The 21853-nt window shown below is 66.9% G+C and carries 24 protein-coding genes and 1 pseudogene; 12 read left to right on the top strand and 13 right to left on the bottom strand.

The features are described 5' to 3' along the window. Positions 1–57: 57 nt before the first annotated feature. Positions 58–1023 carry a sulfite exporter TauE/SafE family protein gene (locus tag B4F19_RS08870; RefSeq protein WP_292734259.1) on the top strand — a complete coding sequence of 322 codons (966 nt, stop codon included), beginning with the start codon at positions 58–60 and terminating at the stop codon, positions 1021–1023. After that, complete coding sequence (gene cysC / locus B4F19_RS08865) at positions 1020–2120, top strand: adenylyl-sulfate kinase (protein ID WP_292734256.1); 1101 nt, start codon at positions 1020–1022, stop codon at positions 2118–2120. The genes B4F19_RS08870 and cysC overlap by 4 nt, the downstream gene beginning before the upstream one ends. 72 nt (positions 2121–2192) lie before the next feature. On the opposite strand, the gene B4F19_RS08860 is transcribed toward cysC, so the two are convergent. From B4F19_RS08860 to B4F19_RS08825, 8 genes are all read right to left on the bottom strand, one after another. Next, a complete protein-coding gene (locus B4F19_RS08860) occupies positions 2193–3578 on the bottom strand; it encodes a polysaccharide biosynthesis tyrosine autokinase (protein WP_292734253.1) in 1386 nt (461 codons plus the stop codon). Between the two features lie 218 nt (positions 3579–3796). Continuing rightward, on the bottom strand, positions 3797–4819 hold the full coding sequence (locus B4F19_RS08855; RefSeq protein WP_228177248.1) for a sugar phosphate isomerase/epimerase family protein: 1023 nt from the start codon (positions 4817–4819) through the stop codon (positions 3797–3799). Continuing rightward, a complete protein-coding gene (locus tag B4F19_RS08850; RefSeq protein WP_292734250.1) occupies positions 4816–5925 on the bottom strand; it encodes a Gfo/Idh/MocA family protein in 1110 nt (369 codons plus the stop codon). The genes B4F19_RS08855 and B4F19_RS08850 overlap by 4 nt, the downstream gene beginning before the upstream one ends. Positions 5926–5929: 4 nt before the next feature. Continuing rightward, the gene (locus B4F19_RS08845) at positions 5930–6901 is read right to left on the bottom strand and encodes an ABC transporter permease (RefSeq protein WP_292734247.1); all 972 of its coding nucleotides are present in this window, start codon (positions 6899–6901) and stop codon (positions 5930–5932) included. After that, positions 6898–8412 carry a sugar ABC transporter ATP-binding protein gene (locus B4F19_RS08840; protein WP_228177245.1) on the bottom strand — a complete coding sequence of 505 codons (1515 nt, stop codon included), beginning with the start codon at positions 8410–8412 and terminating at the stop codon, positions 6898–6900. The genes B4F19_RS08845 and B4F19_RS08840 overlap by 4 nt, the downstream gene beginning before the upstream one ends. Further along, on the bottom strand, positions 8405–9586 hold the full coding sequence (locus B4F19_RS08835; protein WP_292734244.1) for a Gfo/Idh/MocA family protein: 1182 nt from the start codon (positions 9584–9586) through the stop codon (positions 8405–8407). Before B4F19_RS08835 ends, B4F19_RS08840 begins: the two co-directional genes overlap by 8 nt. Positions 9587–9672: 86 nt before the next feature. Further along, positions 9673–10836 carry a substrate-binding domain-containing protein gene (locus B4F19_RS08830; protein ID WP_228177506.1) on the bottom strand — a complete coding sequence of 388 codons (1164 nt, stop codon included), beginning with the start codon at positions 10834–10836 and terminating at the stop codon, positions 9673–9675. Between the two features lie 122 nt (positions 10837–10958). Beyond that, a complete protein-coding gene (locus tag B4F19_RS08825; RefSeq protein WP_292734241.1) occupies positions 10959–11783 on the bottom strand; it encodes a sugar phosphate isomerase/epimerase family protein in 825 nt (274 codons plus the stop codon). 173 nt (positions 11784–11956) lie between these two features. Here B4F19_RS08825 and B4F19_RS08820 point away from each other — a divergent pair, with 173 nt between their 5' ends. Then, positions 11957–13147, top strand: coding sequence for an ROK family protein (locus B4F19_RS08820; RefSeq protein WP_228177242.1), 1191 nt, complete (start codon positions 11957–11959; stop codon positions 13145–13147). Between the two features lie 42 nt (positions 13148–13189). Here the strand turns inward: B4F19_RS08820 and B4F19_RS15900 are convergent, their stop codons facing one another. From B4F19_RS15900 to B4F19_RS08810, 4 genes and pseudogenes are all read right to left on the bottom strand, one after another. Further along, on the bottom strand, positions 13190–13378 hold the full coding sequence (locus tag B4F19_RS15900; RefSeq protein ID WP_366767685.1) for a 4Fe-4S domain-containing protein: 189 nt from the start codon (positions 13376–13378) through the stop codon (positions 13190–13192). Next, positions 13353–13529, bottom strand: a pseudogene (locus B4F19_RS15895) (fatty acid desaturase); the annotation flags it as partial. The pseudogene B4F19_RS15895 and the gene B4F19_RS15900, both read right to left, overlap by 26 nt. A 476-nt stretch (positions 13530–14005) precedes the next feature. Then, on the bottom strand, positions 14006–14404 hold the full coding sequence (locus B4F19_RS08815) for a type II toxin-antitoxin system VapC family toxin (protein WP_292734236.1): 399 nt from the start codon (positions 14402–14404) through the stop codon (positions 14006–14008). Further along, on the bottom strand, positions 14401–14655 hold the full coding sequence (locus B4F19_RS08810; protein ID WP_292734234.1) for a type II toxin-antitoxin system VapB family antitoxin: 255 nt from the start codon (positions 14653–14655) through the stop codon (positions 14401–14403). Before B4F19_RS08810 ends, B4F19_RS08815 begins: the two co-directional genes overlap by 4 nt. 150 nt (positions 14656–14805) lie before the next feature. Between B4F19_RS08810 and B4F19_RS08805 the strand changes: the two genes are divergently transcribed. From B4F19_RS08805 to B4F19_RS08780, 6 genes are all read left to right on the top strand, one after another. Continuing rightward, entirely contained in the window at positions 14806–15414 is a 609-nt protein-coding gene (locus B4F19_RS08805; protein WP_292734231.1) for a hypothetical protein, read from the top strand. A 1-nt stretch (position 15415) separates the two neighbouring features. Continuing rightward, positions 15416–16102, top strand: a complete 687-nt coding sequence (locus tag B4F19_RS08800; RefSeq protein WP_414683158.1) for a hypothetical protein — start codon at positions 15416–15418, stop codon at positions 16100–16102. Between the two features lie 42 nt (positions 16103–16144). After that, positions 16145–16390, top strand: coding sequence for a hypothetical protein (locus B4F19_RS08795; RefSeq protein ID WP_292734225.1), 246 nt, complete (start codon positions 16145–16147; stop codon positions 16388–16390). A 20-nt stretch (positions 16391–16410) separates the two neighbouring features. Further along, entirely contained in the window at positions 16411–16698 is a 288-nt protein-coding gene (locus B4F19_RS08790) for a hypothetical protein (protein ID WP_292734222.1), read from the top strand. A 79-nt stretch (positions 16699–16777) separates the two neighbouring features. Further along, complete coding sequence (locus B4F19_RS08785; RefSeq protein ID WP_229382258.1) at positions 16778–17029, top strand: type II toxin-antitoxin system Phd/YefM family antitoxin; 252 nt, start codon at positions 16778–16780, stop codon at positions 17027–17029. Beyond that, on the top strand, positions 17026–17286 hold the full coding sequence (locus B4F19_RS08780; RefSeq protein ID WP_292734219.1) for a Txe/YoeB family addiction module toxin: 261 nt from the start codon (positions 17026–17028) through the stop codon (positions 17284–17286). The genes B4F19_RS08785 and B4F19_RS08780 overlap by 4 nt, the downstream gene beginning before the upstream one ends. Before the next feature lie 165 nt (positions 17287–17451). On the opposite strand, the gene B4F19_RS08775 is transcribed toward B4F19_RS08780, so the two are convergent. Then, the gene (locus tag B4F19_RS08775) at positions 17452–17673 is read right to left on the bottom strand and encodes a hypothetical protein (protein WP_292726789.1); all 222 of its coding nucleotides are present in this window, start codon (positions 17671–17673) and stop codon (positions 17452–17454) included. 279 nt (positions 17674–17952) lie between these two features. Between B4F19_RS08775 and B4F19_RS08770 the strand changes: the two genes are divergently transcribed. The 3 genes from B4F19_RS08770 to B4F19_RS08760 all read left to right on the top strand — a co-directional run. Then, positions 17953–18261, top strand: coding sequence for a hypothetical protein (locus B4F19_RS08770; RefSeq protein ID WP_292726790.1), 309 nt, complete (start codon positions 17953–17955; stop codon positions 18259–18261). 4 nt (positions 18262–18265) lie between these two features. Then, positions 18266–18598: a hypothetical protein gene (locus B4F19_RS08765; RefSeq protein ID WP_292734216.1), complete on the top strand. Its 333-nt coding sequence runs from the start codon at positions 18266–18268 to the stop codon at positions 18596–18598. A 148-nt stretch (positions 18599–18746) separates the two neighbouring features. After that, a partial coding sequence (locus tag B4F19_RS08760; protein WP_292734213.1) for a DEAD/DEAH box helicase occupies positions 18747–21853 on the top strand: 3107 nt, incomplete at its 3' end.

Here is a 21853-nt window from a genome sequence, read left to right as displayed (position 1 = left end):
GGCATCCGTGCCGTTGAATACCGACTAATCCGGTCGGAATTTACGAGGGGGCACCGCATGGATTGGGGACTTGCCCTTGCGGGTCTCGGAATCGGCATCGTCGTCGGCCTGACCGGCATGGGCGGTGGCGCCCTGATGACACCCGTGCTCGTGCTGTTCTTCGGCGTCTCGCCGCTCACGGCGGTCTCCAGCGACCTCATCACAAGCGCGTTCATGAAGCCCGTCGGCTCGATCGTGCACATGCGACACGGCACCGTGCACTGGAAAATCGTGCTCTGGCTCGTGGTCGGATCCGTGCCCGCCGCGTTCTCGGGTGCCCTGATCATCAGTGCGATCGGGCCGATGGAAGAAGTTAACAACTTCGTCAAGACCGCGCTCGGCGTCGTGTTGCTCATCGCGTCGGCGCTGCTGATCGTGCGCGCCTACATCGCCATGCGAACCCACGCGCGCATCATGCGCGGTGAAGAGATCGCTCAGCCCGAAGTCGCCGACAAGGACATCAAGGTCAAGATCGTCGTCACGGTCATCGTCGGCATCGTCGGTGGCCTCATGGTGGGCCTCACCTCGGTGGGGTCCGGATCGTTCATCATCATCACGCTGATGGCCCTGTATCCGATGCTCTCGGCCAACCGGCTCGTCGGTACCGACCTCGTGCAGGCCGTGCCCCTGGTCATCGCTGCGGCCGCCGGCCACCTGCTCTACGGCGACGTCGACTGGGGCATCGTGTGGCCGCTCACGCTCGGAGCCATTCCCGGCGCGTACCTTGGCGCTCGGCTCTCGTCGCGGGTCTCGGGAACCATCGTTCGACGCGCTCTGGCCCTCGTCCTGTTGGCCGCCGGCCTCAAGATGCTCAAGGTGTCGAATGAGTGGACCCTCATCCTCGTCATCAGCGCCTTCGTGATCGGTACTCTGGGCTGGATGTATCTGCGCACCCGCCACGGCCTGAAGCCCACGCAGCGACAAGAGAAGCGCGCTCGTGAGCTGCAGGAAACCCACAGCAGCGACAACGAGTCGACCTCGTGACCGCTCGCATGACGCTGAGCCCGGCGGGAGTCGCCGAGCTCGAGCTGGTGCTCGCCGGTGGCCTCGGATCGGCCTCGTACGCGTCTGAAGGTGCCGGTGGCCGGCTGCAGACGACTGAGCCCCTCACGAGCGGGGCCGTGGAGATGCTCGACCAGGAGGGCACGCCGCTCGCTGTCGTTGAGATCGATGGCGATGTCGCAGGCGGCGAATGGCTTATCGGGTCCGCCGCCCAGCTTCGAGCGTTCGGACACCGACTACACCGCGATCGCCGCATCGGCGCCCAGGCCTCGCGTGTCGAGCGTGCAGTCGTCGTGCTCGGCGACCTTCCCGGCGAGGAAGACGCACGCTGGGAGTCGCTCGGTGAGCGACCGCTCGTCGTGCTCGACACCGGCCACCACGCGGAAGCGTTGAGTCACGACGTGCGGCGAGCTCTCGCGGCGGGACATGACGTGCGGGTTCTTCCTGCCCCCGACGCGGCACTCCGATCCGCCGAAGACTGGCGCGACGCCGTCGCCGCTGCCACCCACGCGCTTTTCGCCGACGAGATCGAGGTCTGGGACACCGAGCGCGCCGTCGGCCCTGGCCTCGTCATCCTGCTCACCGGCCTCTCGGGATCCGGAAAGTCCACAATCGCGAAGCTCCTGGCCGAACGTCTCGGCGAGGTTGACGACCGCACCGTAACCCTGCTCGACGGGGACGAGGTGCGCCTCATCCTGTCGTCCAAGCTGGGCTTCTCGCGCGAGGACCGCCTCATGAACGTGCGTCGCATCGGCTGGGTTGGGGCGCTGATTGCCAAGCACGGCGGCATCGCCGTCTGCGCCCCGATCGCTCCCTATTCCGAGATGCGCGCTGAGATGCGAGAGCGAGCCGAGGACGTTGGACGGTTCATGCTCGTCCACATCTCGACACCGCTCGAGGTGTGCGAAGCGCGCGACCGCAAGGGTCTCTACGCGAAAGCACGTGCCGGCGAGATCCCCCAGTTCACCGGGATCAGCGACCCTTACGAAGTGCCCACCGACGCCGACCTTGCGATCGACGCCAGTGTCGTGAGCCCAGAGGACGCCGTCGACCAGATCGTCGCTGCGCTTCCGCGCTGACGGTTCGCGTATGGCGGTTGGCTCAGCTGATCTGAGCCGGAGCCGCGCCCGTCGCGCCAGGCTCTCGACTGACTACTTCTTGTCGGAGTGGCCGTAGCCGTATCCGTACCCGTAGCCATACCCGTAGCCGTACATGTACGAGTCGGGCCCCTTGGTGGGCGCCATCGTCATGACGAGGCCAGCGACCTTCGCGCCGACGGTCTCGAGGGCATCCAGGGCGCCGTCGAGTTGGTGGGTCGTCGTGCGACCCGCGGCAGTGATGACGATCGCGCCGGCCGTGAGGCGTGACAGAACGGCGGCATCCGTCACCGGAAGAAGCGGGGGCGCGTCGCAGATCACGACATCAAAGGTGTTCGCGAAGTCGTCGAGGAGCGCCTTCATCTGCGACGAGCCGAGCAACTCGGACGGGTTCGGCGGCACCTTCCCAGCGGGAAGCACGTAGAGCGGGCGGCGGCCCCACGGGAGCATCACATCGGTGACCTTCGCGCGCCCGATCAAGACATCCGTCAGTCCGACCGCTCCCTCGATGCCGAGGTATTCGGCGACCTTCGGCTTGCGCAGGTCGGTGTCGAGAAGGGCCACGCGCTTGCCGGCGTCCGCGAGAGCGATCGCGAGGTTCACCGCGGTCGTCGACTTACCCTCGCTGGGAATGCTCGAGGTGATGACGAACGTCTGGCCGCCATCCAACTCGATGAACTGCAGGTTGGTGCGCAGGGCTCGGAACGCCTCGGCGCGCTGGTTCGTGGGGTCGGCTTCGAGGATGATCGGGCGCTCGGCCGCCTTCGGGTCGAAGGGAATGACACCGATCATCGGGCGATCGGTCAGCTGCGCGACATCGCGCGGATTGCGCACCTTCGTGTCGAGGACCGTGCGGAGGATGGCGAACGCGACGCCCAGCGCCAGGCCGATGAGGCCGCCGAGTGCCAGGTTCAGCGGAACATTCGGGCTCACCGGCACGCTCATCGGCAGCGCCGGGCGGATGACAGACAGGCGCACCGGGCTCGCGGTGAGACCCGCCGTCGTCTCGATCTCTTCCACCGCATCGGACAGGCTCGCCGCGGTGGCGTTCGCGATGTCGGCGGCAAGCTGAGGGTCGGCATCCTGCACCGACACGTTGATGATCGCGGAGTTCAACGGCGACGACACCGAGATCTGCTTCGCGAGCTGACTTGCCGTCGTATCGAGCCCGAGGTCGTCGATGACGGGGTTGAGCACGACCGGAGACGTCGCGACGAGCACATACGACGGCACCCGGTCGAGCGAGAAGTTCGATCCCTGGTTCAGGTCTTGGATCGTTCCCGACCCGGCCTGCGTCGAGACGAAGACCGAGCTCTCGGCCTCATACAGCGGCGTGCGCGTCAGGGAATATGCGGCGGCGGCACCGACACCGACGAGCGTCAGCGCAAGGATGATGAGCCAGTTCTTGCGCAGGATGTGCAGGTAGTCGCGGAGCTCCATGGTGCCTCTCGGTTGGGGATCCTCGCACTATCCTCACACACCCGGTATTTCGTGCTGGTATCCGGTTGGTGTCCGGGAGGGGCGGACGGGGTGCTTGGGGTCGCTTCGCTCGCTCAACGACCGGCGAAGGGCTGCTTCCACGGGCAACCGCGAACGCGGCGAGCAGTCCGTGCGGTGCGCTGCGGCGATCTCGGCGGTGTGGCCGCGGAAACCGGTGCCTACTGGTTGCTGAACGCGGCGTCGAACGACTGCTCGGGAAGCTGCCACAGCAGCGAGCGCACGTACGTCACGGCCTCGGCGGCGCCGTGGAGTCGGTCCATGCCGGCATCCTCCCACTCGATCGAGATAGGACCGGCGTAGCCGATCGCCGCGAGCGCCCGGAAGGCATCGTCCCAGGGCACATCGCCCCGCCCCGTCGAGACGAAGTCCCACGGTCGGCGTGGGTCACCCCAGGGGAGGTGCGAGCCCAATGTGCCGCCGCGACCGTTCGTCGCGCGCACTCGTGTGTCCTTGCAGTCCACGTGGTAGATCCGGTCCTTGAAGTCCCAGATGAAACCGACCGGGTCGACCCGCTGCCACATCATGTGGCTGGGATCCCAGTTGAACCCGAACGCGGGGCGGCGATCGATCGCCTCGAGGGTTCGCACGCTCGTCCAGTAGTCGTAGGCGATCTCGCTCGGATGCACCTCGTGCGCGAATCGCACACCCTCGGCGTCGAAGACGTCCAGGATCGGGTTCCACCGGCGGGCGAAGTCCTCGTAACCAGCGTCGATCACCGTGGCATCCACCGGCGGGAACATCGCGACATACTGCCAGATCGACGAGCCGGTGAAACCCACCACCGTGTCGGCGCCGAGGCCTCTCGCCACCCGGGCGGCCCGCTTCATGTCGTCGGCGGCGCGCTGACGCACCCCCTCAGGGTCACCGTCGCCCCACACGTAGTCGCGCACGATCGCCTGGTGACGGAAGTCGATGGGGGAGTCGCACACCGCCTGGCCGGCGAGGTGGTTCGAGATCGCGAACACTTTCAGCCCGTACCGGTCGAGCACCTCGAGGCGCGAGCGCAGATACGCTGGGTCCTCGTCGGCGCGACGCAGATCGAGGTGGTCACCCGACGCGGCGATCTCGAGCCCGTCATAGCCCCACTCCGCCGCACGCCTCGCGACCTCGTCGAAGGGAAGATCCGCCCACTGGCCCGTGAACAGGGTGACCGGATGCCGTGCCTCGTGCGTCGATGTCATGCTGCGTTCGCCTCCCGGCGGGCGGAGTCCGTGGCGTGAGCCCAATCGCCCGACTCCGACGAGGCGATCACGGCTTCGGTGAGACGGGCTGCGCGCACCCCGTCGGCAAACGAGGGCAGCCCCTCGACGCGCTCACCACGGATGCTGCGGTGCACGTCGGCGAGAAACAGCCCGAAACAGTCAAGGTACCCCTGCGGATGGCCCGAGGGAACCAGCAGATACGGATCCAGTCCGCGGGCATCCGCCGACGTCTCGTCACCCTTCGGAACGATCGTGACCTGCTCACGCGCGCCGATCCACAGATCGTTCGGGTTCTCTTGATCGAACGCGTACGACTGCGTCTCCCCGTCGATCGACAGCCACAGGCGGTTCTTGCGACCCGGTGTGGCCTGAGACACCACGAGCGACCCGGATGCGCCGCGATCGGTCTCGAACAGCATCGTCACGCCGTCCTCGGTGAGGACCGGAACCTCGCCCTCGGCCGAGATCCGCGAATCGTGCAGCCGCGAGCGGGTTGCGATGAGCCGCACGATGCGGTGCCCGCTAACGAACTCGAACAGGTCGCACCAGTGCACACCGATGTCGGCGAACGCGCGCGACGCCCCATCTGCCAGACGCCAGTTCGTGCTCGAACGGTCCGACATCCAGTCCTGCAGATAGTGGCCGTGCGCCAGCCAGATGCGCTCATCGCCGGCCGCGATCCGCGAACGGGCCTCTCGCACGGTCGGGTAGAAGCGGTAGACGAACGGCACGGCGTGCACGACACCGGCGGCGTCTGCGGCATCCTGCAGGCGCTGCGCATCAGCCAGCGACAACGCCAACGGTTTCTCGCAGATCACATGCTTGCCCGCCGCGATCGCCGCCTCGGCGTACTTCACGTGGAAGGCGTTCGGGGTGCACACGTGCACGAGATCGACGTCGGGGTCGTCGATGAGTTCTTGGGGGGTCAGGACCCGCCGCACGCCCTCGGCCTGGGCGGTAGCCCGTGTCCGGTCCTGATCGCGTCCAGCGAACGCGACGACCGTGCCGCCGGCCGACCGCACTGCTCGCGCGTGCGCGCGACCCATGAACCCGGTACCGATGATCCCGCTGCGAATCGGCTCCATCGCGCTACTTCTTTCTCGAGAGGGCGACGGCCGCGATGATGATCGCGCCACGAACCACCTGCTGCTGAGCCACATCGAGCCCCGCAAGGATCAGGCCGTTGTTGACCAGGCCCATGAACAGCGAACCGAACAGGGTGCCGATGATCGCCCCGCGACCGCCGAACAGGCTCGTGCCGCCGAGGATCACCGCGGCGATCACCGTGAGCTCATCGCCCTGGCCCCACTGGAAACGGCCAGACTCGAGGCGCCCCGCGTACAGCATCCCCGCGAACGCGGCGACGATACCCGACACGAGCAGCACCGTGAACTTGATGCGCGCTGTGTTGATGCCGGTGAAGCGTGCCGCGGTCGGGTTGCCGCCGGTCGCGAGCACCTTGCGACCGTAGCGCGAGCGGTTCATGATGACCCATCCGAGCGCGACGATCACGGCGGTCCACACCAGCAGACCCGGGACCGGGCCGAAGTCGCCGCCGCCGAAGATCATCACGTACACGTCGTCGGTGATCGGTTGCGGGGCCGAGCCCGTGATCCACTGCGCGATACCGGCCGCCAACCCGAGCATGCCCAGGGTCACCAAGAAGGAGGGGATGTTCAGCAGAGCGACCAGGCCACCGTTGACGGCGCCGATGACCGCACCCGAGGCGAGCCCCGCCAGGATGCCGGGCACCAGCCCGAAGTTGGTCACAGTGATCGCCGTCACCACCGAGCTCAAGCCCGCGATCGAGCCGACGCTCAGGTCGATCTCGGCGGCAGCGATGACGAACGTCATCGCGATCGCCATGATCGAGATCGTCGCGGTCTGCCGGGCGATGTTGAGCAGGTTGTTGCCTGATAGGAATCCGTCGTTGCCGAGCATCACGGCGAAGAGGATGAACACCACGACGAACGCGATGTAGATGATGTTGCTGCGCCAGTCCATGCGTGCGGTCAGACGCCGCCGCATCGAGGTGTTCTCGGCGGTCACAGAGGTGCTCATGCGGCTTCTCCTTGGATGATGAGTTGGAGTTGTTCTTCGCTGCTGATCTGCGAGCGAGTGAGTTCGCGATCCGTGCGCCCGCCGCGTAGGACGACGACACGGTCGGCGACGGCCAGCAGCTCGGGAAGCTCGGAAGAGATGAACAGCACGGCGTTGCCCTGCGAGGCGTAGTCGCGCACGATGTCGAGGATCTCGGTCTTGGTGCCGATGTCGACGCCCGCCGTCGGCTCGTCCATGACGAGCAGCTTCGGATCGGTGTTGATCCACTTCGCGACGACGACCTTCTGTTGGTTGCCGCCCGAGAGCAGGTTCACGGGAGCGTACGGGTCGGCTGTCTTGACCGAGAAGCGCTCGACGAGGTCCTGCGTCATGGCGCGCATCCGTGCCGTGCTCACCAGGATTCCCGCCATGAGGCGGTCGAGGACCGGCAGCATGAGGTTCGCCGAGACCGAATGTTCGAGCACGAGGCCCTGTTCGCGGCGGTCCTCGGGGATCAGGGCGATGCCGGCCCGCTGCGCCGCAAGCGCGCTGCGGAAGCTGACCGTCCGCCCGTCGATCCGGATGGTGCCCGACGACGGTCGATCGATGCCCGCGATGACCCGGGCGAACTCGGTGCGACCGCTCCCCATGAGGCCCGCGAGACCGACGATCTCGCCCGCACGCACCGTCACGTCGACATCCACGAGGCCCGTGTCGCTGGCGACGTGCTCGGCGGCGAGGATCACGCGATCGTCGACGCCGCGCTCGCGCTCACGGTAGACGAGGTCGCTCGCCAGACGCCGGCCGATGATCGCCTCGATGATCTGCGCCACCTCGACGTCGGCCACGCGGTCGCTGAGGACCACCCGCCCATCGCGCAGCACCGTGATGCGCTGGGCGACGCGGCGGATCTCGTCCATGCGGTGCGAGATGTAAACGATCGCGATCCCACGAGCCGTCAGCCGTTCGATGAGCTCGAACAAGCGCTCCACCTCGTGGCTGGCCAGGCTTGCGGTCGGCTCGTCCATCACGAGCACGGTGGCGTTCTTGGCCACTGCTTTCGCGATCTCGACCAGCTGCCAGTACGCGGTGCCGAGAGTCTCGACACGGGCCGCCGGGTCGATGCTCACGCCCAGGTCGGCGAAGATCCGCGCAGCCTCGCGCTCGGCGGCGCGGTCGTCGATGAGGCCCAGCTTGGAGCGCAGCTCCCGGTTCAAGAAGATGTTCTGCGCGACCGTCATCGACGGCACGAGACTGAACTCCTGGAACACCATGCCGATCCCGACCCTCTCGGCATCCGCGGGGTTGCGGATCTTCACCGGCTCGCCGTTGACCTCGATCTCACCGGAGGTGATCGGATGCACGCCCTGCAGCACCTTCATGAGGGTCGACTTGCCCGCACCGTTCTCGCCCGCCAGAGCGTGAACCTCACCCGCATGGATGTCGAGATCGACCTCCTTGAGCACCTCGACGGGCCCGAAGCTCTTGACGATGCGGCGCATCCGCACCGCGGGTGCGGACGAATCAGACATCGCCGCCGTCGCGCGCAGGAATCTTCACCCATTCGCCCGACTGGCCCGACTCGAGGATCGCGTCGTCGACCAATGCTGCGGCGTAGCCGTCGGCGAAGTCGGGACGCACCCGGCTGCCGTCGACGATCGCCTTGATGACGTCGTGGGCTTCGATGATCTTCGTCTCGCCGTACCCGATGCCCAGCGCGGGGATGGGCCACAGGGCCTCACCGTAAGGCGTGTTCGGTCCCGTGTAGACGGTGCGGAAGCCGCGGCGGTCGGCTGGGTCGCTCTTGAACGCGACCTGCAGCTCGTCACGGTTCTCGTAGTTGAAGAAGATCGAGCCCTCGGTGCCGTGGATCTCGAAGGTGATGAAATTGTTCCGACCCCACGCGTTGCGCGTCGCCTCGATCGAGCCCACGGCACCGTTGTGGAAGCGGACCAGTGAGATGGCCTCGTCGTCGACATCCACCGCACCGCGGGGCCCATCGGACCTCGACGCACCGCCGAGAGCGTCGAAACCGCTGGTCTGCAGCGGGCGCTCTGCGATGTAGGTCGAGGTGATCGAGTTCACCGCGGAGATCTCGCCGACGAGATACCGGGCGATGTCGACGACGTGGCTGCCGATGTCGCCCACCGCACCCGATCCGGCGATCTTCTTCTGGAAGCGCCAGCTCAGCGGCGAGTCGGGGTCGGCGCTCCAGTCCTGCAGATACGTGCCGCGGAAATTCAGGATGCGACCGATCGCGCCCTCGTCGATGTACTTCTTGGCCAGTGCGACAGCCGGGGTGCGACGGTAGTTGAAGGCGACGGCGCTGACGACACCGGCGCGCTCAACCGCTTCGAGCATCTGTAGCGCCTCAGCGGAAGTGGGCGCGAGGGGCTTCTCGCAGATCACGTGCTTGCCCGCCTCGGCGGCGGCGATCGCGATCTCGGCGTGCAGGTTGTTGGGGGTCGCGATGTCGACGAGGTCGACCTCGGGGTCGTTGATCACGGCCTCCCACGAACTGGACGACGTGTTCCAGCCGTAGCGGTCCGCAGCGGTGCGCGCCAGGTCCTCGGTGGCGTCGACGACGACGTGCTTGACGGGGCGTGCCGGGGCCGGCCAGAAGAACATGGGCATGGCTGAGTACGCGAGCGAGTGGGCCTTGCCCATGAACCCGCCGCCGATCATGGCGATCTTGATGTCTTGCATGTCGTCTCCGATGTCAGGGGGTCAGTGAGAGGAAGAAGGATGGTGGGGGTGGATGCGGGCGGCATCCACCCCCGGAAGGGATTGGGTCAGTCGACGTATGCGTCGGTGACCGAAGCCGGCGGAGCCGAGTGGTACACGAGCTCCCACGCCTCGAGGACGTTCGCGTGGTCGACCGGCAGCGAGCTCAGTGCGACGTACGGCGGCACCTCGATGCCAAGGATCGACAGGGCTGCCAGACCCGCCTCAGCGACGCCCTGGTCGTAGGGCAACTGGGCACCCAGACCGACGATCATCTCGTTTTCGGCGAGAGCGATCGCCACGTTGGTCCCGAGGTCCTCGGTCGCGATCTTGATGTCGGTGCGGCCGTTCTCGCGAGCGGCAGCCATGACACCCTCGGCGGGGACGTCCCAGACGGCCCAGATGCCGTCGAGGTCGGCGTGCTTGGTGAGCATCGCTGTGGTCGCCGCCTGCGCATCACCGGCGAAGTCGGGACCGGCGATGCCCTGCTGCTCAACGATCTCGATGTCGGGGAACTGCTCGGTGATCGTGTCGACGAAGCCGTCGTAGCGCTGCTGGGTCACGAAGAAGTCCGCCTCGTGGTAGATCGCACCGATCTTGCCCTGGCCGCCCAGTGCCCGCGCCAGCAGGTAGGCGGAGGTCACGCCGTTGCCGTAGTTGTCGGCCGACACCATCGAGACGTAGTCGACGCCGGGGGTGAAGCCCTCGGGGACGTTGTCCATGAAGACGAGCTTGACGCCCTGCTCCGCGGCCTTGCGGTATGCGCTTGCGGTCGCGACCGTGTCGGTCGGGATCGAGACGATGATGTCGGGGTTCTGGGCCAGAACGGTCTCGATGTCGGACACCTGCTTGGCCGGGTCGAACCCGGCATCCGTGGTGGCGATGACCTCGATGCCGAGGCGCTCGAACTCCGCGTTCAGGCCCGCGATCTGGGCGTTGGCCCAGTCGTTGCCGCCGTAGTGCATGACAATGGCCGCGGTGAGCCCCATCTCGGCGACCTGGGCCGCCTGCTCGTCGGTGACGACAGCCTCGGACGCCGGTGCCGGCTCCTCGCCGTTGGGGCCGGTGCTCAGCACCTGGCCCGTGATCTCCTGCAGCGCGGCATCGATCTCTGCGGCGATCGCAGGATCGACGTCCGAGCCCGAGTCCCCGCCGCCGGCCGGAGTGCATCCGGCGAAGGCGAGGACGCCCACGACGGCCATGGCCGCCACGAGTGACTTCTTGATGTGCATGGTCACGTGCTCCCTTGCGTGTGATTGAGGGACGAATGGTGCTTCGTCCCCTCCTCCGGAACCGCCTTGGCTCCGGAAGCCGTCTCGTCCCTGGCGTTCCGAGACGTTCCCGACCCGACGGATCAGGAAACGAGCCCCTCGGAGGAGAGGAACTCGAAGCTTCGCTTCGCGGCCGCGCTCGCGTCGCCGGCGTAGCCGTCGAGCTCGACCGTGATCCAGTCGTCATACCCGGCATCCACGACCGCCCGGATGATCGCGCTCATCGGCAGGTCGCCCTCGCCGAGGGGCATGAAGCTGCCCGCCTCGGCGTCGAGGTCTTTCAGGTGGACGTTGACGAGGCGGTCGGCATAGCGCTGGATGACCGCAACGGCATCGCCGCCCCCTCCTGCGATGTGCGCGACGTCGGCGCACAGCCCGATCGAGCTCGCCCCGAACAGCGCATCGATCTGATCGGGACTCTCGGCGATGCTGCCCAGGTGCGGGTGGTAGCTGGGGATGAGCCCGGCATCCTCGGCCCGGCGAGCGACCTCGTCGAGCAGCGAGGCCATGATCTCGTAGTCGGCCTCCTGGCGGCCGGTGTGACGGATCGCGCCGCCGCCGAGCACGAAGTGCCGGGCGCCCAGCGACGAGGCGAGCGCGATCGAACGCGTGAACCGCGCCAACTCGTCGGCGTGCGCGTCGCGGTAGATGAAGTGTCCGCCCGAGTACACGCCTACGGGGGTGAGCCCGCGGTCGGCCGCAGCCGCGCGAAGCGTCTGCATGTCGTCCTCGAAGGGGAGCAGGTTGCCGTCGAACAGTTCGAAGCCGGCGAAACCGGCGGCAGCCGCCGCGTCGAGACCCACCGTCACATCGCCCGGAGTCACATAGAAACCGGACCCGATGTCGGTCACGGCGCCGGGAGTGCCGACCACACCGCCCCAGGCATTCATCTCGAACGCGAGCTTCATGGCTGTCTACCTCCTCGTAGGGGATCGTCGCAGCGACGTTAGCACTTATGACTTTTTCAAGTCAATAGTAGATACCGTAGGAGCTATAAGGTTCCGCACTTTGACCTTCTCAAGACGCAATGACATGATTTCTGCATTCTCTGATGCGGCATCGAAGAGACAAGGGAGCGGAGATGGGTACGGTCGGGGCCGGCGACCTCTTTCGGATCCTCCGCGATGGGAGCCCCCGCACCCGGGGGGAGCTCGTCGACGAGACGGGACTCGCGCGCACGACCGTCGTTGTCCGTCTCGCGGCGCTGCAGGAGATCGGCCTGGTCTCATCGCTCGGAAACGCAGCGTCGTCAGGCGGAAGACCCGCGTCCCGCGTCGCGTTCGACGCATCGGCGCGCACGGTCGTCGCGGTCGACCTCGGCGCTACCCATGGTGTCGTCGGAATCACCGATCTTCGCGGGGAGGTGCGCATCACCGAGCGCCGCGAGCTCGATATCGCCGCTGGCCCCCAGGCCACGCTCGACTGGGTGATCGAGGCTGCCCAACGGCTGCTCGCCGATCTCGATGTCGACCCGAGCACGGTGCTCGGCGTCGGGATCGGGGTGCCGGGTCCGGTGCAGCACTCGACAGGCAGGCCGATCCGTCCGCCCATCATGCCGGGGTGGGATGGATTCGACATCCCGGCATTCGTTCGGGAGCGGATCGATGTGCCGACGTTCGTGGACAACGACGTGAACGTCCTCGCGATCGGTGAACGGGCGACATCCTGGCCCGACGTTGACGACCTGCTGTTCATCAAGGTGTCCACGGGCATCGGAGCGGGTGTGATCTCGGGTGGCAGTCTGCAGCGTGGAGCGCAGGGATCGGCGGGAGACATCGGTCACGTGCAGGTTCCGCACTACTCGCTGGACGAACGTGATCTCGAAGCGATCGCCAGCGCCCCCGCGATCGCGCAGGAGCTTTCAGCTGCTTCCGGCGAGAGGGTGCCGCCGGGCGCCGTCGCGGAGCGCATCCGGATCGGGGACCCCGTCGCCATCGCCGCGGCCCGAGACGCGGGGCGAGCCATCGGCGAGGTCGCGGCCATGTGTGTGAGCCTGCTCAACCCCTCGACGGTCGTCGTCGGCGGTCGCCTCGGCGTGCTCGTGCAAGAGATCATCGCCGGCGTGCGGGAAGTCGTGTACAAGCGGTCTATCCCCCTGTCCACCCAATACCTGAACATTGTGCCGGCTCGCGGCGGCATCGATGCCGGCGTCCGCGGAGCAGCGCTCATGGTCATCGACGAACTCCTCTCACCCGAAGCCATCGACCGAATGGTTGCCGACCTCGTCGGGCGCTCGTCGTCCGGGCAACGGGAGTCATCGAACTCGCGGTAACGATCCGGGCCAGTGTCGCCCGGACGATGCGTCGTCCGCGGTTCAGTCCTCCTGGAGCCGGATCGTCGCGGACGGGCACAGCTCTTCGGCCTCCCGAGCGGCGGCCCATTCGGGCTGCGGGGGGTTCTCGTCGAGAACCCTGACGAATCCGCCGTCCTCGTCGCGGTTCGCGAACGCGCTCGGCGCCCGACGCCCACAGGTGCCGGACGCGCTGCACGTGGTCGGGTTGATGCGCTCGCACCAGTTTCTGCAGGGCGGGAAGATTCGGACGCGGCGCCCGAGGGAAGAGGTGATGCTCGATCTGGTACTCGAGGCCCCCCTTGAGGAAGTGCACATGCGGTCCTCCCCGGACGTTGCGCGACATGCGGACCTGGCGTCGCAGGAAGTCGATATCGGCGTCGTGCGGGAGCGGTCGGCATCCCGATGTGGTTCGGCGAGAACGCCCCGGCGAGCAGAAAGCCGAACACGGCGGCCTGCACCAGCACGAACGAGATGGCCATCAGCGGCGGGAGCACGACGAACAGCAGCGCCAGCTAGCCGAACACGCGGATGCCCACGAAGAGGATCTCCGTCCAGCGGAACCTCACGTTCTTGCCGGTGAGGATCGTCCGGAACGCCTCCACATAGCGATCACCACCCACTGCCGTCTCCCATCCGATCTCGCCGGGCCGCTGATCGCGACAGTATGAGGTCGGTTGGCCTCTCCCCGAGGGCCTTGTGTGAAGCGCGTTCGCTCGCTACCGCCCGCGGGTCCGGGATGGGGCGTCACGTCACAGCAGCGCTCCTTGCCGCTGCCATCTCTTCGACAGCGGGAAGGAGCGGCGTGTGCGCCAGCGGCAAGGCGTCGCAATGCACCTCTCAGATCGCAGCGCCGATGTCGGTCTGCGCGAAGTCGTCACCCTTGAACAGCAGTGCCGCGCCCAGGCTGCGGGCGAGCGCATATGAGTAGCAGTCGCCCATGTTCAGTGATGCGGCGTGGCGACCCTTGCCGAAGCGCCGCCACGCTGCCGTTGCGATCGATGCCTGAGCAGTGTCGAAGGGTGCGACTGTGACGCGAGCGCGAGAGATGAGGGCTTCGAGATCCTGGGTAGCTGCTGGCCCCTGGCGCGCTTCGGCCACGATCATCGCTTCCACGAGGGTGGCAGCGCTCACGTGCAGATCGCCGACGTTCTCGGCGATCACCCGGGCGAAATGCGATGCATCCTCTTCGCCAAGGACGATGGCCAGCAACGCCGACGTGTCGAGTGCGATCGTCATCGGGGCAGGCCGTGCTCGTCGTAGCCGAGGATTTCGTCGGCCGGCCGCGGATCCAGGGTTGCCCGATCGCGCCCTCGGGAGATGATCGCCTCGAGGTCGGCCTGCACGTCAGGTGCCGTGGCCTGTGCCCTGATGCGGTCAAGGCGTTCGGCGAACGCCCGCCGCGCGGCAACCGTGATGCTCTCGCCCGTTGCGTCAGCCAGAGCCCGCACCAGGCGATCGGCCTCGGGGTCCTTGATGTTGAGAGCCACGGTGGAAGTCTACCCTTTGAGGAAGAAAGGATGATGGCCAGGAAGATCGAGCCAGGCGATCCGCGATTCTACTTCTCGGTCGATTCTCGATTCCACCAATAGGTGGATTCTTGATTCTACTACTGAGTAGAATCAACGGGGAGGAAAGCGATGCGCGAAACCGATGCCGTCTGGCGAACGATGGTCGATGCTGCCCTCGCCGGGCGGAGGCAATGGAAGAACGCCGGTGACCTCGCGTGGGAAGCCGGCGTCGGAGAGAAGATCACCTACAAAGCCTTGTCTCGCCCGACTGCGATCGGTGCGGTGACGAAACACCTCGGTGGAGGCTTCAGTGTGTCGGATCCGGAACGCGTCCTTATGCTGCTCGCGGCAGCTCGAACACTCGCGGGTGCACGCGGAACCGAGTTCGCCGCGGCCCAGGACCTCGTCGCGCGTGCGCCTGAGTATGCGATTGGGGGTACTCGTGCAGCTGCTCATCACCTCGGTGGTCGCAATCTCATCGCGGATCACGGAATCGCAATGGTCTACGTGCCCTTCGATACGGATCTCAATGGACTTCCGCCTGGTGACGATGCGCGCGTGATCACGGTTGATCAGCGCACGCTCGCGAGGTGGGGCGACGGGTTCACCAGTGCCGCGCAGACTTACGCGGATCTCTTCGCCCAGCCGGGCTGGCAGGCTAGCGAGTTCCGTCGCGCCCTGTGGCGGGAGTGGTTCGCGATTGACGACTGGGCGCGGGCGGAGGAACGCGTTGGCTGAGGTGCCACTGGATGACGAGGGACATCTGAGGTTCGTCCTGGACTACCTGGGCCACGAACTCGAGCCTTCGATCCTTATCGGAGGGTGGGCGACGTTCGCGCGAGTCGGCGGTGATATCAGCCGTGACATCGACCTGATCATCGGCTCACATGAGGTGCGGGAGAAGGTCAGAGGCGCCTTGTCGGAGCTGTCGGAGTCCAGCCATCTGCAAGGAACAAAGTGGCGCGGTGAAGTCGAGGGTGTCCACGTCGATGTGTACATTCCACACCAGTCCGAGCTCGGCGGAAAGCTCCGTCTACGGGTCGAGGTTCTCGCCGACCACACAGAAGACCTCGGCCAAGGCAAATGGCGTCTGCTCACGATCGACGCCCACACGATCTCGAAGATGGCCGCACTGCTCGATAGGCCTGACACCGAAAAGGGCTTCAAGGACGCAAGGGAGATTCTGCGCCTGCTCGAGACGGGCGTCGACGCGTCCTCGGCATGTCGCATACTCGCGCGTGCATCGGCCAGCCCGCAGGAGGAGCTCGTGGGTTATGTCGATGCGGCATTCGATCTCCTGGGCCCCCGCTCTGGCGCCAACAAGAAGCAACGCGAGCAGATTCGTCGCTGGCGCAGGGAATGGGTGACTGCCATCACGCGGGAAGTGGAGGCGCGCCCGCAGCGCGGCAGACCAGCCCTCGCCTGAACGCCCCGACGTCCGGATACATGCGCCGACTACAGTATGGGCATGAAGACCGAGCGGCTTCAGGTGCTCATTGAGACCGAGCAGCGTGAAAGGCTTGGACGAATCGCTGCCCAGCGGGGCGTCTCCGTCGCTTCTCTGGTGCGTCGCGCGATCGATGTCGCCTACCCCTCGAGCCTCGAACCGAAGGCCGCGATCGTCGCAGGCATCCTGGCTGCGGTACCGATGGATGTTCCTGATCCACACCACCTGCGCGCCGAACTCGAACTCATCCATGGATACGCGCGCTGATCCGGCGCACACTGGAGAACATGGAGGTCGTCGTGGGGATGGACACACTCGCCGTGCTCGTTGCGCTCGCCGTGGGCATCGTCGGGCTGGCGACGACCGTGACGGCGTCTGCGCGACGCACTCGCGTCGAGCTGAAGGCCGAGTTCGCGACGGAGATCTCTCGCCTCGACGACCGACTTTCGCAGCTTGACGACCGGGTGTCTCGGCTTGACGACCGGGTGTCTCGGCTTGATGACCGGGTCTATGCGCTCGCGGCGGGTCTCGCGCCGCGACTTGCGCCCGCGCGCGAGGCTCCGCGCGACGAGTAATCTGCGTTCGTCGCTCCCGACGCCAGACCAATCTCCAGAGTGGTACCGTTTTACGTACTACTCACTCGGAGGTGTTCCCGTGTCCGCGATCACGGCGACCGAAGCGCGAAAGAGCCTGTTCGGACTCATCCAGCAGGTCAACGACGATCACACGACGGTGGAGGTCGTCTCCCGCCGTGGCAATGCCGTGATCATGTCCAAGGACGATTACGACGCTCTCACTGAAACCGCGTATCTTCTTCGAAATCCCGCTAACGCCGAGCGGCTGCTCGAGGCGGTCGAGCGCGCGCGTCGCGGCGAGTTCGAGCAGCACGACCTCGTCGATCCGTGACCCGCGCGCTTGTCTTCGACCCGAACGGGTGGGAGGACTGCGTGTACTGGCAGGCGCAGGATCGCAAGACGCTGAAGCGGATCAACACGCTCATCGCCGCAGTCCTTCGCGATCCGTTCGACGGTGTCGGCAAACCCGAGCAGCTCCGCCACGTGCTGTCGGGCTCCTGGTCTCGGCGGATCGACGAGAAGAATCGACTCGTCTATTACGTCACCGACGACCACATCGTGATCCTCCAAGCACGAGACCATTACTGACGTCACCGCTCGGATCACGCGTCAGAGGGTGGGGGCACGTTCCCACAGAGACGAGACCGGCAGGCCCCCCAGCCGGTCGCCGAACGCAGCGCTCTGCTGAGCCGTGCCGAGCACGTAGCTAGCTCAACTCGTAGTTTCGCGACACATAACTCGTGGATTTGCGGCCTATACCTCGATCCCGTGCCGCTGGCGGTGTGCGTCGACGGACGCCGGGCAGCCCCGCCCGAAGACAGCCGCGGCCTCGAAGGCGCAGAGCTGATCGAAATCCAGGGTGATCCCGCCCGGTTCGACCCGAGTGAGATCAACGACGAGCTGGCGGATCTGCGGTTCGCGCTGCGCGAGGCGGGAGTTGCGGCATCCGTCGCGGCGACGGGCCGGTCGAGGCATCCGAGCTGTATGAAGAGGGCGTGCGAACCGTGCTCGAGAACCTCTGGGACGGACCCCGGGAACGTACCGATCGCGGCGAGATGAGCGATGTCGCGCGGCAGTTCGCCCGTGAGGTGCTCAGGCATGGTTCGGTGCAGATCGCACGTCCGATTCCGGTCGGTTCCTCCCCAGTAGGCGACGGCGACCGTCGTGTGGCGCCCGCGCTTGATCGTGCGCCGTGGGGTGCGCGCTCGCTTACGGTTCTAGCTACCTGCGCCGATAAGGCGCACACTGGAGAACATGGAGGTCACCGTGGGCATAGACACACTGGGCGTGATCGTTGCACTCGCTGTCGGCATCGTGGGCCTCGCGACAACCGTGACCGCGTCGGCGCGTCGCACCCGCGCGGAGGTGAAGGCCGAGCTGAAGGCGGAGTTGGCCGAATTGAAGGCTGAGTTTAAGACCGACCTGAACCGCATCGACGAGCGTCTCTCACGGCTCGACGACCGCGTGTCGAGGCTGGACGATCGGGTCTACGCGCTCGCCGCTGGCCTGGCACCGCGCCTCGCGCCTGCGTCAGGTGATACCTCTCGCGACGTCGCACAATGAAGGGGTGATCTCGCTCGTGGACCCAGAGAACTGGCTCTACATCGCCGCGCTTACGACTGTCATGCTGGGAGGCACGACGGTGATCGTCACACTCACCAATCGCACGACGACTGCCGCGATCCACGGATTGCGGGGCGAGCTCTCTGGGCGGATCGACGCACTGGGCGGTGAGGTCAACGGGCGAATCGACGCGCTGAGTGGGCGTATCGACGGGCTGCAGGGGGAGATGAATGCGCGGTTCGCGGCGGTCGACGTGCGCTTCAGCGCGCTCGAGCACCGGATCGACAACCTCGACCGCGACGTGTCGGCTCTCATCAAGCGCGCGCTGGACTCCTAGACTCGCGACACGCTGGCGCACGGCGTCCGCTGTGCTGCGCGCAGGACGATGAGGAGCCTTTCCTCCACAACGCTCCGAAGAACTCGGTTGTCAGCGAGTCGGCGTCGGCCGAGTTCGGGATGTCGGCGACGGCTGCAACGATGGATTCGTGGACTACTGGCATGAGGTTGCCCGATCACTCGGGGGTGCGAACTACGACCGCGCATGGGCGCTGAACGCGGCAGGGCGGGTCACGATCGTCGACCTGGATGCCGACAACACGCGAACCTCGGTCGATGCCGTCGTGCGCGATCGCGGCCACGGGGGCGATGAGGTCATGGTCGTCTCGGCCGTCATTGAGCCTGCGCGTGGGTCGATGAGCGCCTACTGCAGTTGCGAGCACGCCCCGCACTGCGCGCACGTCGCTGCCGTGCTGCTTGCCGTCTCGGATGCCGGGACGGACTCGGGCGCGAGAGCATCGAAAGGCCAGTCATCCCCGCCCCGCGACAGAACCCCACCGTGGCAACGCTCGCTCGACGGGCTGCTGCCGGCATCCGATGCGGCCGCCGTCGAACTGTGCCTGTTCGTCGCCCTGCAGACACCGCGCGCGACGCGCTGGAGCAGAGCTCCGCAGCAGCCGAGGCTCGTGGCCCGGCCCGGGATGCGGGGTGCGCGGGGCGCATGGATCAAGGGCCAGGCTCGCTGGGGGCACCTCGACGGGTTGCAGGCGGATCCCGCAGCCCTCGCGCTGCTGATCGAACTCGACGTTCTCGACCCCGCCGCGAACTCGTGGGGCTACGCCTATCGCGACGACGAATGGATGCAGCTCGACCGGCTGCCCTCGCGAACGCTCTGGTCGCTGTTGACCGATCTCGAGGCGGCGGGCGTTGCGCTCGTCTCGCCCGGCAAAGCGCAGCATCCGGTGCGGCTTGACGGGGAGGCGCTGACCCCGCGGATCTCGGTCACCGAGAACCGTAAGCGACTCGCGGTGTGCGGAGAGCTGGTGCCGGTGCGAGACGACGCCGGCGCCGGCGCCGGGGACGCCGACGCCGGCGCCGACGGGGAAAGTGACGCGTCGGAGCCGCTCGTGACCGTCGGCAATCCTCCGATCGCCGTGGGTCGGGTCACCGCAGCCGGCACCGCCGAAGAACGCATTGTGCTGCACCCCCTCGATCCGCCGCTCACCGGGCCGATGCGCGACCTGCTCGCCGCCGACACGCCCATCTCGGTCGACACGGCAAGCAGGGAGCGCTTCGAGAGCGACTATCTGCCACGGCTGCAGGCGATCGCGCCGGTCGTATCGCCCGATGCCAGCTACACGGTGCCGGCGCCGCCGGTCACCGTGCTCGAAGTGCGCGTCGACCACGGCGACGGGCTTGCCCACCTCACCTGGCGATGGGACCGGCTCGGCGGCAGCATCCGTCCCGACCGGGTTCGCGAGGGCGGCATCCTCGATGCCGTTCGCAGCGCCGCAGGCGCCCACGCCTCCATCGTGCTGCCGGGGGAGCGGCCCGATGCTGCGGTGGTGCCGCCCGACCAAACCCTGCGAGGCGCGGCTGCTGTGCTTTTCGTCGCCGAAGTGCTGCCCGGCCTGCGTTCGCTCGAGGCCGTGCGGGTCATCGAAGACGTCGAGGCGCCCAGCTTCCGTGCCGCATCCCAGGCGCCGGATGTCTCGGTCACCGCCCAGCCCGGAACCAATGATTGGTTCGACCTGAGCGTTCAGGTGCGCATCGAGGGTGAGGATGTCGACTTCGCTGCCCTGTTCCGGGCGCTCAGCGAGAACGAGCCGATCCTCGTCCTGCCGAGCGGCACCTACTTCTCGCTCGATACGCCCGAGCTGCAGCGCCTGCGCGAGATCATCGCCGAAGCCAGTGCCCTCTCGGACCGCCCCGTCACCTCGGTGCAGGTCAGCCGCTACCAAGCCGACCTCTGGGAAGAGCTCGTCGAGCTGGGCGTCGTCGCGCGCCAAGAGATCGAATGGTGGATGCGGGTGCGCGGTCTCAGCGACCACGATCAGCTCACCCCCATCGAGCCGCCCCCGACCCTGCGCGCCGAACTGCGCGACTACCAGCGCACAGGGTTCTCTTGGCTCGACTTCCTGCGCACCCACCAACTCGGCGGGGTGCTCGCCGACGACATGGGCCTGGGTAAGACCCTGCAGACCATCGCGATGATCGAGAAAGCACGACTCGATGCGCTTGAGACGGGCGACCAGCAGCATCCGCCGTTTCTCATCGTCGCCCCCACCAGCGTCGTCGGCAACTGGGCTGCCGAGTGCGCGCGATTCGCGCCCGAGCTGCGCGTCGCTGCGATCAGCGCAATGGGAAACAAGCGCGGCACGGCACTGGCCGACGAGGTCGCCGGGGCGCACGTCGTCGTGACCAGCTACGCGCTGTTCCGTCTCGAGTTCGACGCTTACGCGACCCTGGACTGGCAGGGGCTCATTCTCGACGAGGCTCAACAGATCAAGAACCCGTCGTCGCAGGGCTACAAATGCGCCCGGATGCTGGACGCTCCCTTCACACTGGTCATCACCGGCACTCCGCTCGAGAACAACCTGCTCGAGCTGTGGGCGCTCGTCTCGCTCGCGTGCCCGGGTTTGCTGGGAGGGCGCCGCAGCTTCACCGAGTACTACCGCACACCCATCGAACGAGAACGCGACAACGAACGGCTGCGGACGCTGCAGCGCCGCATCCGCCCCTTCCTGCTGCGCCGCACCAAAGAGCTTGTCGCATCGGAACTGCCGCCCAAGCAAGAGCAGCAACTCGTGCTCGATCTGCACCCGACCCACCGGCGGCTCTACGACCGCAGGCTCGCACGTGAGCGCCAGAAAGTGCTCGGTCTGGTCGACGACGTCGACGCGAACCGGTTCCAGATCTTCCGCTCGCTCACTCTGCTTCGCCAACTCTCGCTCTCGCCCGACCTGGTCGACGAAGGCGAAGCGCCCTCGGCAAAGCTCGACGCCCTCATCGAGCTGCTTCGCGAGGCAGCTGCCGAAGGGCACCGCGCCCTCGTGCTCAGCCAATTCACCCGCTTCCTCGGCCGCGCGCGGGATGCTGCGACGGATGCCGGGATCGCCTCGCTCTACCTCGACGGCTCAACGACCAACCGCGCTGCCGTCATCGACCAGTTCCGCACCGGCGACGCGCCAGCGTTCTTTGTCTCGCTCAAGGCGGGCGGTGTCGGGCTCAACCTCGTCGAGGCCGACTACGTCATCCTGCTCGACCCGTGGTGGAACCCGGCCGTCGAGGCGCAGGCCATCGACCGCGCCCACCG

Source organism: Microbacterium sp. UBA1097 (assembly GCF_002313585.1).
Classification (GTDB): domain Bacteria; phylum Actinomycetota; class Actinomycetes; order Actinomycetales; family Microbacteriaceae; genus Microbacterium.
This window is presented reverse-complemented; position numbering and strand designations above follow the sequence as displayed.

Bases quoted from the DNA above. Each gene is read 5' to 3' on its own strand.
- B4F19_RS08870 (WP_292734259.1), top strand. From the start codon at position 58: ATGGATTGGGGACTTGCCCTTGCGGGTCTCGGAATCGGCATCGTCGTC.
- B4F19_RS08860 (WP_292734253.1), bottom strand. From the start codon at position 3,578: ATGGAGCTCCGCGACTACCTGCACATCCTGCGCAAGAACTGGCTCATC.
- B4F19_RS08855 (WP_228177248.1), bottom strand. From the start codon at position 4,819: ATGACATCGACGCACGAGGCACGGCATCCGGTCACCCTGTTCACGGGC.
- B4F19_RS08850 (WP_292734250.1), bottom strand. From the start codon at position 5,925: ATGGAGCCGATTCGCAGCGGGATCATCGGTACCGGGTTCATGGGTCGC.
- B4F19_RS08845 (WP_292734247.1), bottom strand. From the start codon at position 6,901: ATGAGCACCTCTGTGACCGCCGAGAACACCTCGATGCGGCGGCGTCTG.
- B4F19_RS08840 (WP_228177245.1), bottom strand. From the start codon at position 8,412: ATGTCTGATTCGTCCGCACCCGCGGTGCGGATGCGCCGCATCGTCAAG.
- B4F19_RS08835 (WP_292734244.1), bottom strand. From the start codon at position 9,586: ATGCAAGACATCAAGATCGCCATGATCGGCGGCGGGTTCATGGGCAAG.
- B4F19_RS08830 (WP_228177506.1), bottom strand. From the start codon at position 10,836: ATGCACATCAAGAAGTCACTCGTGGCGGCCATGGCCGTCGTGGGCGTC.
- B4F19_RS08825 (WP_292734241.1), bottom strand. From the start codon at position 11,783: ATGAAGCTCGCGTTCGAGATGAATGCCTGGGGCGGTGTGGTCGGCACT.
- B4F19_RS08820 (WP_228177242.1), top strand. From the start codon at position 11,957: ATGGGTACGGTCGGGGCCGGCGACCTCTTTCGGATCCTCCGCGATGGG.
- B4F19_RS08815 (WP_292734236.1), bottom strand. From the start codon at position 14,404: ATGACGATCGCACTCGACACGTCGGCGTTGCTGGCCATCGTCCTTGGC.
- B4F19_RS08805 (WP_292734231.1), top strand. From the start codon at position 14,806: ATGCGCGAAACCGATGCCGTCTGGCGAACGATGGTCGATGCTGCCCTC.
- B4F19_RS08795 (WP_292734225.1), top strand. From the start codon at position 16,145: ATGAAGACCGAGCGGCTTCAGGTGCTCATTGAGACCGAGCAGCGTGAA.
- B4F19_RS08790 (WP_292734222.1), top strand. From the start codon at position 16,411: ATGGAGGTCGTCGTGGGGATGGACACACTCGCCGTGCTCGTTGCGCTC.
- B4F19_RS08775 (WP_292726789.1), bottom strand. From the start codon at position 17,673: ATGCCTCGACCGGCCCGTCGCCGCGACGGATGCCGCAACTCCCGCCTC.
- B4F19_RS08770 (WP_292726790.1), top strand. From the start codon at position 17,953: ATGGAGGTCACCGTGGGCATAGACACACTGGGCGTGATCGTTGCACTC.